This is a genomic window from Streptomyces stelliscabiei (assembly GCF_014873495.1).
Classification (GTDB): domain Bacteria; phylum Actinomycetota; class Actinomycetes; order Streptomycetales; family Streptomycetaceae; genus Streptomyces; species Streptomyces bottropensis.
In genome coordinates, this window is record NZ_JADBGF010000001.1 from 1,299,593 (window position 1) to 1,314,401 (window position 14,809).

The 14,809-nt window shown below is 73.3% G+C and carries 15 protein-coding genes; 8 read left to right on the forward strand and 7 right to left on the reverse strand.

Annotated elements, in window-relative coordinates:
- The first annotated feature begins 132 nt into the window (after positions 1–132).
- The 4 genes from H4687_RS05615 to H4687_RS05630 all read left to right on the forward strand — a co-directional run bounded on the left by H4687_RS05615 (position 133) and on the right by H4687_RS05630 (position 2,538).
- On the forward strand, positions 133–453 hold the full coding sequence (locus H4687_RS05615; RefSeq protein ID WP_005474746.1) for a hypothetical protein: 321 nt from the start codon (positions 133–135) through the stop codon (positions 451–453).
- A 377-nt stretch (positions 454–830) separates the two neighbouring features.
- The gene (locus H4687_RS05620; RefSeq protein WP_179860200.1) at positions 831–1,382 is read left to right on the forward strand and encodes an ATP-binding protein; all 552 of its coding nucleotides are present in this window, start codon (positions 831–833) and stop codon (positions 1,380–1,382) included.
- A 251-nt stretch (positions 1,383–1,633) separates the two neighbouring features.
- Positions 1,634–1,819 (forward strand): DUF1272 domain-containing protein, encoded by a 186-nt coding sequence (locus H4687_RS05625; protein ID WP_179860199.1) that lies wholly within the window; start codon positions 1,634–1,636, stop codon positions 1,817–1,819.
- A gap of 329 nt (positions 1,820–2,148) precedes the next feature.
- Positions 2,149–2,538, forward strand: coding sequence for a GtrA family protein (locus tag H4687_RS05630; RefSeq protein WP_046917942.1), 390 nt, complete (start codon positions 2,149–2,151; stop codon positions 2,536–2,538).
- Between the two features lie 6 nt (positions 2,539–2,544).
- On the opposite strand, the gene H4687_RS05635 is transcribed toward H4687_RS05630, so the two are convergent.
- From H4687_RS05635 to H4687_RS05645, 3 genes are all read right to left on the reverse strand, one after another.
- The gene (locus H4687_RS05635; protein WP_046917941.1) at positions 2,545–3,789 is read right to left on the reverse strand and encodes an ROK family protein; all 1,245 of its coding nucleotides are present in this window, start codon (positions 3,787–3,789) and stop codon (positions 2,545–2,547) included.
- Positions 3,790–4,133: 344 nt separating this feature from the next.
- Positions 4,134–4,589 (reverse strand): hypothetical protein, encoded by a 456-nt coding sequence (locus tag H4687_RS05640; protein WP_225966611.1) that lies wholly within the window; start codon positions 4,587–4,589, stop codon positions 4,134–4,136.
- Positions 4,590–4,946: 357 nt separating this feature from the next.
- Entirely contained in the window at positions 4,947–5,573 is a 627-nt protein-coding gene (locus H4687_RS05645) for a hypothetical protein (protein ID WP_046913887.1), read from the reverse strand.
- Between the two features lie 269 nt (positions 5,574–5,842).
- Between H4687_RS05645 and H4687_RS05650 the strand changes: the two genes are divergently transcribed.
- Positions 5,843–7,003 (forward strand): methyltransferase, encoded by a 1,161-nt coding sequence (locus H4687_RS05650; RefSeq protein ID WP_046913888.1) that lies wholly within the window; start codon positions 5,843–5,845, stop codon positions 7,001–7,003.
- Here H4687_RS05650 and H4687_RS05655 read toward each other — a convergent pair.
- From H4687_RS05655 to H4687_RS05665, 3 genes are all read right to left on the reverse strand, one after another.
- Entirely contained in the window at positions 6,990–7,787 is a 798-nt protein-coding gene (locus H4687_RS05655; protein ID WP_046913889.1) for an AraC family transcriptional regulator, read from the reverse strand. The genes H4687_RS05650 and H4687_RS05655 overlap by 14 nt on opposite strands.
- Before the next feature lie 154 nt (positions 7,788–7,941).
- Positions 7,942–8,814, reverse strand: a complete 873-nt coding sequence (locus tag H4687_RS05660) for a class II fructose-bisphosphate aldolase (RefSeq protein WP_046913890.1) — start codon at positions 8,812–8,814, stop codon at positions 7,942–7,944.
- A 13-nt stretch (positions 8,815–8,827) separates the two neighbouring features.
- Positions 8,828–9,718: an SIS domain-containing protein gene (locus H4687_RS05665; protein WP_046913891.1), complete on the reverse strand. Its 891-nt coding sequence runs from the start codon at positions 9,716–9,718 to the stop codon at positions 8,828–8,830.
- A gap of 110 nt (positions 9,719–9,828) precedes the next feature.
- On the opposite strand from H4687_RS05665, the gene H4687_RS05670 reads away from it, so the two are divergent.
- Positions 9,829–10,608 carry a DeoR/GlpR family DNA-binding transcription regulator gene (locus tag H4687_RS05670; protein WP_046913892.1) on the forward strand — a complete coding sequence of 260 codons (780 nt, stop codon included), beginning with the start codon at positions 9,829–9,831 and terminating at the stop codon, positions 10,606–10,608.
- Between the two features lie 115 nt (positions 10,609–10,723).
- Here the strand turns inward: H4687_RS05670 and H4687_RS05675 are convergent, their stop codons facing one another.
- Complete coding sequence (locus H4687_RS05675) at positions 10,724–11,725, reverse strand: Lrp/AsnC family transcriptional regulator (protein ID WP_050398039.1); 1,002 nt, start codon at positions 11,723–11,725, stop codon at positions 10,724–10,726.
- A gap of 231 nt (positions 11,726–11,956) precedes the next feature.
- Between H4687_RS05675 and H4687_RS05680 the strand changes: the two genes are divergently transcribed.
- Both H4687_RS05680 and H4687_RS05685 read left to right on the forward strand, forming a co-directional pair.
- Positions 11,957–13,300, forward strand: coding sequence for an Nramp family divalent metal transporter (locus H4687_RS05680; protein WP_050398040.1), 1,344 nt, complete (start codon positions 11,957–11,959; stop codon positions 13,298–13,300).
- Positions 13,297–14,799: an amidase gene (locus tag H4687_RS05685; RefSeq protein WP_046917125.1), complete on the forward strand. Its 1,503-nt coding sequence runs from the start codon at positions 13,297–13,299 to the stop codon at positions 14,797–14,799. Before H4687_RS05680 ends, H4687_RS05685 begins: the two co-directional genes overlap by 4 nt.
- Positions 14,800–14,809: the final 10 nt, after the last annotated feature.

Genomic DNA, 14,809 nt, shown 5'->3' on the forward strand with positions numbered 1-14,809 from the left:
CTTCACCGCACGGGCCGAGCCGACGCCACCGGGGCCGTTCAGGGGGAGGCGGCCTCGGGCACACTGGATCACGGTCCGCGACGGATCGGACGACGACACAGGACAGCCGACGCGCACTAGGGGGCGGGATACATGGCCGAGCCGGAGTTCAGGGCCACGGGCGTCCGGATCGGGAAGAGGCTGCGGCAGCTCACCCGGGCGGGGCAGGTCCGGATCGAGGACGGCCGGCTGCAGTTGCTGACCAGCTACGGCAGCGAGATCGACAGCGCCCCGGTGCAGGCGGTGCGCGCCTCGAAGCCCTGGTTCGCCAACGAGGACCGGGCGTTGGCCGACGTCAACGGCACCCGTTACACGCTCACACTGAACGAGCACGACCCGGCTCCGGGGAAGCCAGGTCCACCCTCGGCACGCCGGTTCATAGAGGCGGTACGCAGGGCCGCGGGGCGGGGCTGACGCAACGGGCAGCGCGGCGGGCCTACGGGGAGGCCCTACGCGGAGGGCCTATGCCGCGGGCTGTGGACATGGGCCTACGAAAGCGGGCCTTCGCAGCCGGTCGGCGCATCGCGAGTTGCGGGACCGGGCCCCCTGGGCCACTCTGGTCTCACGTCACTCTGGGTTTACCGGCGATCACGCTGCGAACCAGCCCGCCGGCCACGTCAGCGGGCGGCGGCCGTGCGCAGCCACCCCGCGAGCAGGCGGCAGCTCCGGCTACCGTCACCAGGCGGCAGTCTCAGGCGGCCGCACCACAGCAGGCGGCGTTTTTCGCCCAGCCACCTCGCTGGATCCGTACTCCGATCTTCTTCCGGACTCAACTTCGGGGAGTCGCAGCCGTGATCAGCCAGCAAAGCAGGCACTGCACGGTGGAGCTCCAAGCCCTGCCGTCGCGGATCGGACAGGTCCGCAGAATCGTATCTGCGCAATTGCGCTACTGGCATCTGGATCCGTTGATAGAGCGGGCCGCGCTCGGGGTGACCGAGCTGCTGTCCAACGTCCACCGGCACGCGGAGCCGGACAAGATCTGCACCGTGGAGATGGAGTTGCTCCTCGGCCGGCTCACGGTCTCGGTGCATGACAACGACCCCCGCCTCCCCGTCGTCCAGGACGCGGAACCCTTCGCCACCTGCGGCCGCGGTCTCGCGATGGTCGCCGCGGTGAGCGAGAGCTGGGGTGTGCGGCCGCACGGCGAGTCGGGGAAGGTCGTGTGGTTCACGCTGCCGGCGTCCTCGGCGGCGGTGCCGAAGATCTCGCCGTACGTCGCCGGACTGACGGTGGAGGCCGCCCAGCCCTGCGACACCGGGCAGCCGTACGACACCGGACGCAGGCCTGCCGCACGCGGGCGCAGGTCCGAACACGCTCCCGCCCGGTCGGCCGTCGCAGGCTGACCGGGCGGTGACCATCGCGCCGTACGTCGACGAGGTGCTCGTACGCCGACGACCAGGGTTCGAGCGTCGGCTGATCCCGCACCCGGCGCGCTCCTCGCGCTTCCGGGCGCCGGGCACCGCGCGGTGGGTCGACCGTGTTCGCGACGCGGCGGCCTCGGAGATCGCCGCACCTGAGCACTCCCGGACCCGAGCGCCCGCGGGCCAGGATGGGAACCGACACCGGCACCCCGATCCGAGAAAAGGCACCGCCCATGGCACTGGAGATGCGCGACCGCTGCGAGCGCTGCGAAACAACGACCCTGCCCACCGACGCCCCGGCCCGCATCTGCTCCTACGAGTGCACGTTCTGCGTGCCCTGCGGCGATGCGATGGGCGAGATCTGCCCCAACTGCGGCGGGGAACTGGTGGCCAGACCTCGCCGCCGGACGGACGCGTAGGCGGGGACCTGGAGTGTCATGGGGCACCGCACCGGTGCCGCAGCCCTGCACGACGGAGCTGCTTCCATCGACAACCGGCCGCCGCGTGCCACCCTCGCCTCGGCCTCGGCCTCGGTCCGCCGGCGTGCGCCGCACCCGTCGACGCCGTGGAGACGCCGGGCTGTGTCACCATCGTCGGGGTGATCGGGGGTGCAGGGGCGCCCGTACTTCCTGGTGAAGGCGACCGATGTGGAGCAGACGGAGGGGCACGCGGCGTGCGGCACGACGAAGGACCTCATACGCTGACGCGGACGGCGACGCGCACGGAGCCACCCCCCGAGCGTCACCCCTTGACGAAGCGCGGCACATCGGGCCAGATCGCCACTTTCGCCCTGGTCGGGGTGGTCAACACCGCGGTCTACTACGGCCTTTATCTGCTGTTCCTCCAGCGGCTTCCCTATCTGGCCGCGCATGTTCTCGCGTTCGCCCTGAGTATGACGGGCTCGTTCTTCCTGAACGCGAGATTCACCTATCGCACCCGTCCGACCTGGCGTAAGTTCCTGCTGTTCCCGCTGACCAACGCCACCAATTTCCTGCTCACGACGGCAGGTGTCTATCTGATCGTGGACGTCCTGCACGCGGGCCACCGGTTCGCTCCCCTGCTCGCGTCGGGGGCGGCGGTCCCGGTGACGTTCGTGGTCTCCCGCTCGATCATGCTGCGGGGCACGGGCACCGGCTGAGAGGCGTCAGACCAGCGCGCCCAGCGGATCGTCGAGCACCGGCTGCCACGCCAACTCGGCCGCGCCGACCAGGCTGTTGTGATCCAGGGTGCAGGCGAGGATCGGAGGGACCCCGCTCTGCCGCCCCCACAGACTGCGGTCGGCGACGACCGCGCGCAGCCGGTCGGGGTCGGCGTCCAGGAGGGAGCGGTGCATGCCGCCGAGGATGATGCGGTCGGGGTTGAGGATGTTGACCAGGCCCGCGAGCCCGAGGCCGAGGCGGTCGATGAGGGCCTCGGCGGCCGTGCGGACGCCCGGGTCGGCGTACTGCGTGCGGATGAGTTCGTTGGCCTGCTGGAGCAGGGAGCCCTCGGGGCCGGGGTCGCGGCCCACGGCGCTGAGGAAGGCCCGCGGGTCGGCCTCGACGTCGAGGCAGCCCCGGCTGCCGCAGTGGCAGGGGCGGCCCTCGGGGTTGACGGTGAGGTGACCGACTTCGAGGGCCAGGCCCGAACTGCCCGTGTGCAGACGGCCGTCGAGGACCAGCGCACCGCCGACGCCCCGGTGCCCGGTCGCCACGCACAGCAGTTCGCGGGAGCCCCGCCCGGCGCCGTGCCGGTGTTCGGCGAGGGCGGCCAGGTTGACGTCGTTGGCCGCGAACGCGGGCCCCTCGATACCGGCCGCACGGACCCGCTCGGCGAAGATCTCCCGGACGGGCGCCCCGGCCGGCCAGGCCAGGTGCAGCGGGTTCAGCGCCAGCCCCGCCGGTTCGGCGACCGCGGACGGCACGGCGAGGCCCGCGCCCACACACCGCCGGCCGGTCTCACGCAGGAGTGCGGCGCCCGCGTCGACGACCGAGCCGAGCACCTTCGCAGGATCGGCGTCGACGATCTCGCAGGCGGGCGCGGTGGTGACGATCCGGCCGCCGAGACCGACCAGCGCGGCGCGCCAGCCGTCGGCGTGGATCTGGGCGGCGAGCGCGACGGGCCCCTCCTCGGCGACCTCCAGACGGTGCGAGGGACGGCCCTGCGAACCGGCGGCGGCGCCCGGGTGCGCGTCGACGCGGATCAGGCCGAGCGCCTCCAGTTCGGCGGCGACGGCGCCCGCGGTGGCCCGGGTGACACCCAGTTCGGCGGTGAGCACGGCACGGGTCGGCGCCCGCCCCGTGTGCACCAGCTCCAGCGCCGGACCGAGCGCGCCCCTCCCCCGGTCCAGCCGCGTGCGCGTCGTCGGTGTCCCTTCGCCCGCCGCCTTGGGGGCCGCCTTCCCGTCCATGAGGGGGAGTCTCCCATGATCCGCTCGGCATCGGCCCCCCGCCCGGGCCTCCCGCCCGGCGCGCCTCAGGCGTCGCCGAAGCCGCTGACCCGCGGGGTGACGCTCAGCCGACCGGTCGGCCCCTGCCCGGCCGGCGCGGTCCCGCCGAACACTGGGGCGACCACCACAGGTCGTCGCCGAGGGCGCTGTCGTACGGAACCATCGCCCACCGATCCGCGCGTGTCCGCCACCGCGCGCGCCGGCCCGGCCGGGAGGGCCGGGAGGGCCGGGAGGGCCGGGAGGGCCGGGAGGGCCGATTCTGCGGTCACATCTCCGCAGATGCTCCCGCGCAGCAGCCGGCAGGCTCAGAGGTCCGCGCAAATCTTCCGCGACTGCGCGATGTCCTTCTTGACCTGGGCGTCGAACTCGAAGACCACTTGCTGACGGCGGGAAGCGCGGCGGAGCGCGTCCGCGAGGGGCTTGTACGCCCGGTCGGCGGCGGCTGCCGCCTCGGACAGCACCACGGCCCCGTTCCACCGGTAGAGCGCCACCTTGCCCTCGTCACCCTTGGCCGTGTACTTGGAGGGGTCGAAGCCGGCGAGGGCGGCGCACGCGCCCTGCGCGTCGGCCGCCGGACCCGAGCTGGAGCCCGGGCTCTCCCCGGAGCCGGTCAGCACCCAGGCCGTGCCGACACCGCCACCGCCCAGCAGCAGACCGACCAGCAGTACGGCCACGAGCGGCCCTCTGCCGCCGGTCGGCGGGGTGGTCGGCGCGGGTGGGGGCGGCGAGGCGGGCGGTTGAGTGGGCTGCTGAGGCTGCATGCGCATGACCATATCGGGCCACGCGGGAGCCCCACCGGTGAACTCGGCAACGCATGAACCCAGGTGCTGCGAGGTGCCACACGATGTGGATCCGGCGGTGCGATGTCGGCCGCGGGGTGCTCGGCGAGACCCCGGGCGCCGTCGAGAACACGTCGTCGGTGACGCTCCGACTTCACGCAGATCGCCTGCCTCGCCTGCCTCGCCTGCCTCGCCTGAAAGCAGTTCGTCCCGCTGGATGACCAGCGGGACGAAGCGGCAGTGCCCGGAACACCGGCAGCGTCACGGGGAGACGCGGGGCCCCTTCGCGCACTGCGCATGCTCATGCGGAGGTCGCGTGTGCACGCGGCGCCTCCGTCACTACCGGGCGGCCTTCTTCGCGCCGGAGAACGCGGTGAACGCGCCGATGGCGAGGAAGAGGAAGGTCATCGCGTCGGCCGTCTCGCTCCAGCCGTCGGTCACCACGTCGAAGTGCTCGGTGAACAGTGTGGTCGCGGAGACGCCGATTTCGTCGGCGTAGAAGATCGCGATGCCGATGAGCTGGCCGAGGTAGACCGCGCCCAGCGACAGCAGGGCGCTGACCACGGGGAGGACCGGGTTGGTGCCACCGATCCTGCCCGCCGCGAGGCCGATGAGGAAACCGACGCCGACGGCCGCGTAGCCGATCTCGTACTCGGTCGCGCCGACGATCGCGCCGTAGATACCAGCGGTGACCAGCGCCGTGACGACAGCCGCGACCAGGCCCAGGGCGAAGTTGTTGCGGGCCGGCGCCGGCGCGGGTGCGAACGGGGCCTGAGGAGGCAGACCGGAACCGGGCTGCTGGGCGAACGGGTTGCCGCCGTTCGGCTGTTGGGCGTAGGGGTTGCCGCCGTTGGGCTGCTGGGCGAAGGGGTTACCGTCGGACGGCTGCTGGGCGTAAGGGTTGCCCTCGGACGGCTGCTGGGCGTAAGGGTTGCCCTCGGACGGCGATGGAGCTGACTGGGTCATGACAGGATTCCCCCAATGGAACTGCTGCGACGAGTGGTGTGGTGTGTGCGCACGCGCGTGCGACAAGACGCCGAAGAGTAACAGGCGTGGCGATCCTGTCCACCAGGGATATCGCGGGTGATTTCGGGTGGGGCTCACAAGGCCCACAGCCACCGTCGGCCGGATGAGGGTCCGAGTGGCGACGTCACCGACTCAGGGCGGGGGTCGCGGTCCCGCGCGGCCGCTCGGGGAAGAGGCGCGAGCTGCGGCTCGGTTAGCCTGGGCGCACGATGAGCGACCGTATGACCGCGCCCTGGGGCGAGTACACCCTGACCCGTTTTCCCGAGGACCCACGGGAGCCGCTGCGCGCCTGGGACGCGTCCGACGCGTATCTGTTGCGCCATCTCGCGGAGAGCGGGACGCCGTTGGACGGGGCGGTCGTGGTCGTCGGGGACCGTTGGGGTGCGCTGACCACGGCGCTGGGGCGGTACGGGCCGACGCAGATCACCGACTCGTATCTGAGCCGGGAGGCGACGCGGGCGAATCTGGAGCGTGCCGGTGTCGGGGCGGACGCCGTGCGGCTGCTCACCACCCGTGACACGCCTGCGGACCGCGTCGACGTGCTGCTCGTCCGGGTCCCCAAGAGCCTCGCGCTCCTGGAGGACCAGCTGCACCGGCTGGCGCCCGCCGTGCACGAGGGCACGGTCGTGATCGGCACCGGGATGGTCAAGGAGATCCACACCTCCACGCTCCGCCTCTTCGAGCGGATCCTCGGCCCCACCCGCACCTCGCTGGCCCGGCAGAAGGCACGGCTGATCTTCTGCACCCCGGAAAGGGGCGTGCTCGCGGCTCGGGGCGGCGATCCGTGGCCGTACACCTATCGACTGCCGGACGACGTCGGTGTGTTGGCCGGGCGGACGGTCGTCAACCACGCCGGTGTGTTCTGCGCCGACCGGCTCGACATCGGCACCCGGTTCTTCCTGCGGCACCTGCCGAAGGGCCCCGGCGGCGGCCGGGTCGTGGACCTGGGGTGCGGCAACGGGGTGGTCGGCACGGCGGTCGCGCTGGCCGATCCGGGCGCCGAGGTGGTGTTCGTCGACGAGTCGTACCAGGCGGTGGCCTCGGCGGAGGCGACGTACCGCGCGAACCGGCCCGGCGCGGACGACGCGGCCGAGTTCCGGGTCGGCGACGGGCTGGAGGAGTTCCCGCCGGGAAGCGTCGATCTCGTTCTCAACAACCCGCCGTTCCACTCCCACCAGGCGACGACCGACGCCACGGCCCGGCGGATGTTCGCCGGCGCGCGGCGGGCGCTGCGGCCGGGTGGTGAGCTGTGGGTGGTCGGCAACCGTCACCTGCGCTATCACGTGACGCTGCGGCGGATCTTCGGCAACAGTGAAGTCGTCGCCGGTGACGCCAAGTTCGTGGTGCTGAAGGCGGTCAGGCGGGGTTAGCGGCCGCTGCCGGCGAGGGGGCTCCTCGCAGGGCGCGCGGTGAGGCGCCCAGCTCCCGGCGGCAGGCCTTGTTGAAGGCCTGGAGGTCGGGGATGCCTACGGAGGCGGCCACGGCGGGGATGGAGAGGGTCGTGGCGCGCAGCAGGTGGTGGGCGCGTTCGAGTCTGCGGCGGCGGATGTAGGCGACGACCGTGCCGCCGGTCTCGGCGCGGAAGAGGCGGGTCAGGTGGTTGTGGGAGACCCCGGCCGCGCGGGCCACCTCGGGGATGGTGAGCGGCGCGGCCAGGTGGGCCTCGATGTGGGCGACGGCGGCGGTGACCGCCGGGTGCGGGCCGGGGCCCGGCGCGGCGGGCGGGGTCAGCGTGGCGACGCGCCACAGGGTGGTCCAGATCTCGGCCCGAGCACGGTCCGGCTCGCTCGGGGCCGCGGCCACCGCTCGTAGCAACAGGCCGGTGAGCGCCGGGAGTTCGGGTCCGGCGTCCTGCACGACCGGTACCGTGCGGGGCGGTCCGGCGGGAGTGATGCGCAGATGGGCGAAGAGGTGCTCGGAGCGGCCCCGGTAGCGGTAGCGGACCGTGGTGCCGGGCGGTACGAGGCTGACCCGGCCGGGGCGGATGGTGTGGACCGTGCCGCCGACCGTCAGTTCCCCCTCGTACTGGTAGAGGTGCAGCTGCCACAGTTCCGGCAGCCGGAACACGTCCGTGCGGCTCGCGACGCCGTGCACGCCGACACCGATGAGGGCGACGACCGGCGGCTCACCGAGGTGGATCTCCGTCTCCCGCATGACCGGAAAATACCAGTGACGGGCGTCACATTCGGGGCCCCGGGCGCCACACTTCGCGGGACGGTCGCATTCCCCTGCGGAACGGACACGTGCGGGCCGTCCGGAGGCGCCCGTACCGGCCCCGTGGGCTCGCCGCCGGGCGTGTGCGGGACGGCTACGCGGAGGGGACGGCCTCTTCCGTGCGCAGGACGCGGATGAGGCGGGCCACCGTGTCCGCCATCGCCGACCGGCCCGCGGTGAGGTAGGGGCGCGGGTCCACCGCCTCGGGGCGGGCGTCGAGGTACTCCCGGATCGCGCCGGTCAGGGCGATGTTGAGCGCGGTGCCGATGTTGACCTTGGCGATGCCTCCCGCGACGGCCCGGCGCAGTTCGTCGTCGGGGACGCCGGAGGAGCCGTGCAGGACGAGGGGGACGTCCAGGGCGCCGGCCAGCCGTCGCAGGAGGACGTGGTCGAGAGCGGCGGTGCGGGTGGTCATCGCGTGCGAGCTGCCGATGGCGACGGCGAGCGCGTCCACGCCCGAGTCGGCCACGAAGGCCCGCGCCTCGTCGGGGTCGGTACGGGCTCCGGGTGCGTGCGCGTCGAGCGGCGCCGCGCCGTTCTTGCCGCCCACCTGCCCCAACTCGGCTTCGATCCACAGCCCTTGGCCGTGCGCCCACTGCACGGCGGCGTGGGTCGCGGCCAGGTTGTCGAGGTAGGGCAGGCGCGACGCGTCGTACATCACGGAGCTGAAGCCGGCATCCGCCGCCCGGCGCAGCAGGTCCTCGCTCCGGACGTGGTCGAGGTGGAGCGCGACGGGCACGGCCGCCCGCTCGGCGACGGCGGACGCGGCGCGGGCCAGCGGGAGGGGGTCGCCGCCGTGGAACCCGACCGCGTTCTCGCTGACCTGGAGGACGACGGGCGCGGCGGCGGTCTCGGCGCCCGCGACGACCGCCTCGACGTGCTCCAGGGTGATGACGTTGAACGAGGCCACCGCGACGTGCGTGGCGGTGGCCCCGGTGATCAGTGCACCGGTCGTCGTGAGGGGCACGACTCCTCCTGTTTCAGCGGTCGTTCGGGTCGAGGATCACCGAGCGCGTGAGATGGCGCGGCCGGTCGGGATCGAGGCCGCGGGCGGCGGCCACGGCGACGGCGAGCCGCTGGGCGCGGACCAGTTCGGCGAGCGGGTCCAGCCCGCCCGGCACCCAGGTCCCCCCGGTCGCCCGCACCTGTTCGGCGAGCCCCTCGGGCGCCTCGCCGAACATCCAGGTCGCCGTGGACCGCGTGGTGACGCTGATCGGGCCGTGCCGGTACTCCATCGCCGGATACGCCTCGCTCCACGCCAGCGCGGCCTCACGCATCTTCAGCGCGGCCTCGTTCGCGAGGCCCACGGTCCACCCCCGGCCCAGGAAGGTGAACTGGGTGCCGTCGACGAGCCCTTCGGGCAACGGTGCCGCCAGCGCGGCGCGCGCGTCGGCGACGGCCGCCTCGGGGTGCAGGCCGAGGTGGGCGCGCAGGAGGGTGAGGGCGGTGGTGGCGAAACGGGTCTGGACGACGGACTTCTCGTCGGCGAAGCCGAGGATCACGACGTCGTCCGCGGCCGCCATCACCGGGGTGGCCGGGTCGGCGGTGATCGCGGTCGTGCGGGTACGGCCCCGCAGCACGCCCAGCAGGTCCAGCACCTCGGTGGTCGTGCCGGAGCGGGTGAGGGCGACGACGCGGTCGTAGGTCCGCCCCCGGGGGAACTCCGAGGCCGGGAAGGCGTCCGTCTCCCCCTGGCCGGCCCGCTCACGCAGGCGGGCGGCGGCCTGGGCCATGAAGTACGACGTACCGCAGCCGACGATCGCCACCCGCTCGCCGGGCGCCGACAGGACCCCGGCGTGTTCCACCGCCTCGGCGGCGACGCGGGCCCAGCACTCGGGCTGGCTGTTCAGCTCGTCCTCGACGTGGGTCATGCGGTCACCCTCCCCAGAAGGCATACGACTCATGCGTGTTCCTGCACGATATAGTCGACTTCCGAGCATCTTCAAGCATGACATGGCAACAGACCAGCAGGAGGAGACCCATGTCCCGCGACGTCCGCTGGCAGACGCTGCTCGAACTGCTCGTCGAGCGGGGGCGGCTGGACGTCGAGGAGGCCGCCGGCGAGCTGGGCGTGTCCCCCGCGACGATCCGGCGCGACTTCGACGGGCTGGCGGAGCAGCAGATGCTCGTCCGCACCCGGGGCGGAGCGGTCGTGCACGGCGTCTCGTACGAGCTGCCGCTGCGTTACAAGACGGCGCGCCGGGCCACGGAGAAACAACGGATCGCGACGGCGGTGGCGGACCTCGTCGCCCCCGGCGAGGCGGTGGGCCTGACCGGCGGCACGACCACCACCGAGGTCGCTCGGGCCCTGGCCGTACGGGGAGATCTGTCGTCCGGCGCGCCCGCGCTGACCGTCGTCACCAACGCGCTCAACATCGCGGGCGAGCTGGCCGTGCGGCCGCAGTTCAAGATCGTGGTGACGGGCGGGGTGGCCCGCGCCCAGTCGTACGAACTCGTCGGCCCGCTCGCCGACGGTGTGCTCGACCGGATCACCCTGGACGTGACGGTCCTCGGCGTGGTCGCCCTGGACGTCGTCCACGGCGCCGCCGCGCACGACGAGGCGGAGGCCGCCGTCAACCGGCTGCTCTGCGAGCGTGCCGAACGGGTCGTCGTCGCGGCCGACTCCAGCAAGCTGGGGCGCCGGGCCTTCGCCTGGATCTGCGCGACCGCGTCGGTGAACACGCTGGTCACGGACACGGCGGCGGCACCGGAGACGGTCCGGCGGTTCGAGGAGGCCGGGGTGAGGGTCGTCATCGCGTGAGTGCGGGCGCTGAGGACAAAGGACGAGGCCCGGAGGCTGGGGCCCGCCAGGGGCCGGGCCGGTCGGGTGGCAGGGAGTCGCTGCGCCCTGCCGGTCAGGCGGCCGGCGCGCTGCGTCAGTCCTGCAGCCAGGGCGCCGGCAGTCCGCCCCGCTTCAGGGTCGTGAGGACGAGGGCGATGTCGATCGACGCCACCTCGGGGAGCCATGAGGAGCGGGTGACGAAGTCGTGGAGCGCGGCTTCGTCGGGGAACGCGGTGAGGACGAGGAGCTGGCGTTCGCCGGTGACGAAGCTGGCGTAGCGGACGTGGGCGGACGCGGCGAGGGCTGTCGTCACGGAGTCCACCTCGGCCGGGGGCGTACGGACCCGGAGGACCGCCTCCACCGGCAGTCCGAGCACGGCCGGTTCGATCACGGCGCGCACGCGCACCCTCCCCTCGCGCCGCAACGCGCCGACGCGGCGTCGCGCGGTGGCCTCCGACACACCGGCCACGCGCGCGAGTTCGTCGTACGTGCGGCGCCCGTCCTCGGCGAGGGCGTGCAGCAACAGCCGGTCGGCGCGCGAGAGTTCGGGCGGTGCCCCGTCGGCCGGCAGGGGATCGGCCGCCGGTGACGCGGCGTGCGAGGGGTCCTCGCACCTGAGCGCGGCCATCTCGTCCTCGGTGAGCAGGCCCGCGTGCCACTCCCGGATCGTGCGGACGTGGCGCAGCACCGGAAGGGTGCGGGTCTCCACCACGCCCGGCAGCCCGGCGAGTTCGTCCAGCACCAGGCCGGCCAGCCGTTCGCGGGGCCCTCGCAGTTCCGCGAGGCAGTCCGGAGTGCCGGTGAGGACATGGGCGAAGACACAGTCGGGCCGACGGGCCAGCGCGGTGGCGGTGACCCGGGCCCGGCCGGGGGCGCAGCGGATGCCGACGACCACGCTGCGGCCACGCATCGCCATCGCCCCGATCCGCACCAGACCGGTCTCCAGCAGCCGGGTGCCCCGGCGCACGACAGTGCGTTCGGGCTCGCCGAGGGCCGCCGCGATCCGGTGCCAGGCGGCCCTGCCGTCGATCTGCAGCGCGCTGATGATGCGCCGGTCCAGCGAATCCGTCACCGGGCCGGTCTGCGGTGCGTCCATCGGCCCCAGCCTATGGCGGATTCCGTCAACTCCGCAGGGGTTCTTGTTCTGTTCCGTCGCCGTGGCCCAGCCTGCCGTGAAGTGGAATCACGCGGTCCCGCACGGTCTCCCCGCCGTGCGGGCGCGCCCGCCCTCCCCTCGGCCCACCGTCCCCCTCCCCCGCTGCTTCCGCCCCCCTCGGCCCGCACGAGCCCATGACTCCCGACTCCCGTGACTCCCCGACATACGGAGATGGTCGACGTGACCGCGACTCCAGGCAGTCCCCCACGTTCCCCGGCCGCCGACCCCACCGCGTCGGCACCGGCGCCGATGCCGACGCGGCCGGCCGGCACCGGGCGCAACCGGTGGACGCTCCTCGGACCCGGCCTGGTGCTGGCGGCCGCCAGTGTGGGCGCGGGCGACATGGTGACCTCGCTCGCCGGCGCCGCCGGGCACGGGATGGCGCTGATGTGGGCCATCGTCATCGGTGTCGCGCTGAAGTACGCGCTCACCGAGGCGGTGGGCCGACTGTATCTGGCGACCGGGCAGACGGTGATCGGGAGCCTGAGGTCGGCCGCCCGCTGGCTCCCGGCGGCGTTCCTGCTGTTCGTCCTGGTGATCGGCCTGCTCTACGGGGCCGCGCTCAGCTCGGTGGCGTCCCTGGCGCTGTCCACGCTGTTCCCCGTGCTGCCGGTCAGGCCCGTCGGCGTGACGATCGCGCTCGCGGCGGCCGCGATCGTGTACGTCGGGCGGTACACGGTGTTCGAACGGGTGATGAGCGTCTTCATGCTCGCCAAGTTCCTCGGCATGGCCGTTCTCGCGGTGGCCACGCTCGCCACCGCCGACGACCTGCCCGGCCTGCTCGGCACACTGCGCCCGAGGCTGCCGGAGGGCGACGTGGTCACGGTGCTGGCGCTGGTCGGCGGGGTGGGCGGGACGGCCGGGATCGCCTCGTACAGCTACTGGGTGCGCGAGAAGGGCTGGGCGGACCGGAGCCGGTTGCGGCTCGTGCGGGCGGACTCGGCCCTGAGCTACGGCGTGACGCTGCTGTTCGTGCTGTGCACGACGGTGGTGGGGACGGGGCTGCTGTACGGGACGGGCGGGAGCATCACCGGCAGCGACGGTCTCGCCGCGCTCGCCGATCCGCTCGGCGCCGATCTGGGGTCGGTGGCACGGGTGCTGTTCCTGGGGACGTTCTTCCTGGTGACCCTGAGCGCCCTCGTCGGCGGCTTCAACGGTCTGTGCTACCTGCTCGCCGACTCGCTGCGCGCGGTGCGCGGCATCCCGGACGCCGAGGCGGAACCCCACATCGCGCAGAACGGCGGCCCGTTCCGTGCCTTCCTCCTCTACTGCGCCCTCGCCGCGGTCGCCGTCACCTTCCTGGGCCGGCCGGTGTCCCTGGTGCTCACCTACGCCGCCGTCGGCTCGCTGATCCTGCCGCTGCTCGCGGGCGCGCTGCTGGTGCTGCTCAACCGCCGGGGCGTGGAGCCGGCGCTGCGCAACCCGATCAACTCGAACGTACTGCTGGGCGGGTCCTTCGTGCTCTTCGGAGTGCTCGCGGCCGTCCAGCTCAAGGACTCCCTGGGAGGGGCGTGAACCACCTCGTGAACCATCTCGTCGACCACCCCACGCCGTACCCCGTGAACCCCACGGGCGACGCGGACGAGACGGACGACCTGTGCTTCCGGACCGCGTACGAACTCTCCGTCGCGCTGGCACGCCGCGAGCTGTCCGCGCGGGAGGTGATGACGGCCCATCTGGAACGGATCGAGAAGGTCAATCCGGCGGTGAACGCGATCGTGACGCTGGTGGCGGAGCGTGCGCTGGAGCGGGCGGCCGAGGCGGACGACCGGATGGCCGCCGGGGAGCGGGTCGGCCCGCTGCACGGGCTGCCCGTCGCGCACAAGGACCTGCACGACACCGCCGGTATCCGGACGACGTCGGGTTCACCGATCTTCGCCGACCGGGTGCCGGACCGTGACCACTTGGTGGTCGAGCGGCTGCGGAAGGCGGGGGCGATCACGCTCGGCAAGACCAACGTCCCCGAACTGGGCCTGGGTTCGCATACCGTCAACCCCGTGTTCGGGGCCACCCGCAACCCCTACGACCTGTCCCGCAGCGCGGGCGGCAGCAGCGGCGGGGCGGGCGCCGCCCTGGCGTGCGGGATGCAGCCCCTCGCCGACGGCAGCGACACCGGTGGTTCGCTGCGCAACCCCGCCTCCTTCAACAACGTCGTCGGGCTGCGTCCGTCGCCGGGCCGGGTGCCGTCCTGGCCGGACAAGGCGCCGTGGGGCCAGTTGTCGGTGAAGGGGCCGATGGCCCGGACCGTGGCGGATGTCGCCCTGGCCCTGTCCGTGCTGGCCGGGCCCGACCCCCGCGACCCGCGCTCCCTGCAGACGCCCGGTTCCACCTTCGCCTGGCAACTCGACGGCGGCCTCAAGGGGTTGCGGGTCGCCTGGTCACCCGATCTCGGCGGACGGGTGCCCGTCGACCCGGAGGTACGGGAGGCGCTGCGCCCGGCGGCGGAGACGTTCGCCGCACTGGGCTGCGACGTCGAGGAGGCCTGCCCGGACCTCACCGGCGCCGACGAGGTGTTCCTCGCCCAGCGGGCCTGGCAGGTGGAACTCTCCTACGGGCCGCTGTTGGACGCCCACCGCGACCGGCTGGCCCCGGACGTGATCTGGAACATCGAGGAGGGCCGCAGGCTCGGCGGACCCGACCTGGGGCGGGCGCAGGCGCTGCACGGTGCACTCTTCCACCGGGTCCGCGAGTTCTTCGAGCGGTACGACCTGCTGTTGCTGCCGGTCAGCCAGGTCGCTCCCTTCGCCATCGAGCTGGCCTACCCGACGGTGATCGACGGCACCCCCATGGAGACCTATCTCGACTGGATGCGCTCGGCGTACCTGATCTCGGTCACGGGCTGCCCCGCCCTGTCCGTCCCGGCCGGGTTCACCCCGCGGGGCCTGCCGGTCGGGTTGCAGATCGTGGGCCCGCACCGGCGGGACTGGTCCGTCCTGAAGGCCGGGCACGCCTTCGAGCGGGCGACGCGAGTCGGGGAGCGGCGCCCGCCGGTGGTGACGGGCGACGGCGTGTAGGTCCGAGCGG

Bases quoted from the DNA above. Each gene is read 5' to 3' on its own strand.
- H4687_RS05615 (WP_005474746.1), top strand. From the start codon at position 133: ATGGCCGAGCCGGAGTTCAGGGCCACGGGCGTCCGGATCGGGAAGAGG.
- H4687_RS05625 (WP_179860199.1), top strand. From the start codon at position 1,634: ATGGCACTGGAGATGCGCGACCGCTGCGAGCGCTGCGAAACAACGACC.
- H4687_RS05635 (WP_046917941.1), bottom strand. From the start codon at position 3,789: ATGGACGGGAAGGCGGCCCCCAAGGCGGCGGGCGAAGGGACACCGACG.
- H4687_RS05640 (WP_225966611.1), bottom strand. From the start codon at position 4,589: ATGCAGCCTCAGCAGCCCACTCAACCGCCCGCCTCGCCGCCCCCACCC.
- H4687_RS05645 (WP_046913887.1), bottom strand. From the start codon at position 5,573: ATGACCCAGTCAGCTCCATCGCCGTCCGAGGGCAACCCTTACGCCCAG.
- H4687_RS05650 (WP_046913888.1), top strand. From the start codon at position 5,843: ATGAGCGACCGTATGACCGCGCCCTGGGGCGAGTACACCCTGACCCGT.
- H4687_RS05655 (WP_046913889.1), bottom strand. From the start codon at position 7,787: ATGCGGGAGACGGAGATCCACCTCGGTGAGCCGCCGGTCGTCGCCCTC.
- H4687_RS05665 (WP_046913891.1), bottom strand. From the start codon at position 9,718: ATGACCCACGTCGAGGACGAGCTGAACAGCCAGCCCGAGTGCTGGGCC.
- H4687_RS05670 (WP_046913892.1), top strand. From the start codon at position 9,829: ATGTCCCGCGACGTCCGCTGGCAGACGCTGCTCGAACTGCTCGTCGAG.
- H4687_RS05675 (WP_050398039.1), bottom strand. From the start codon at position 11,725: ATGGACGCACCGCAGACCGGCCCGGTGACGGATTCGCTGGACCGGCGC.
- H4687_RS05680 (WP_050398040.1), top strand. From the start codon at position 11,957: ATGGTCGACGTGACCGCGACTCCAGGCAGTCCCCCACGTTCCCCGGCC.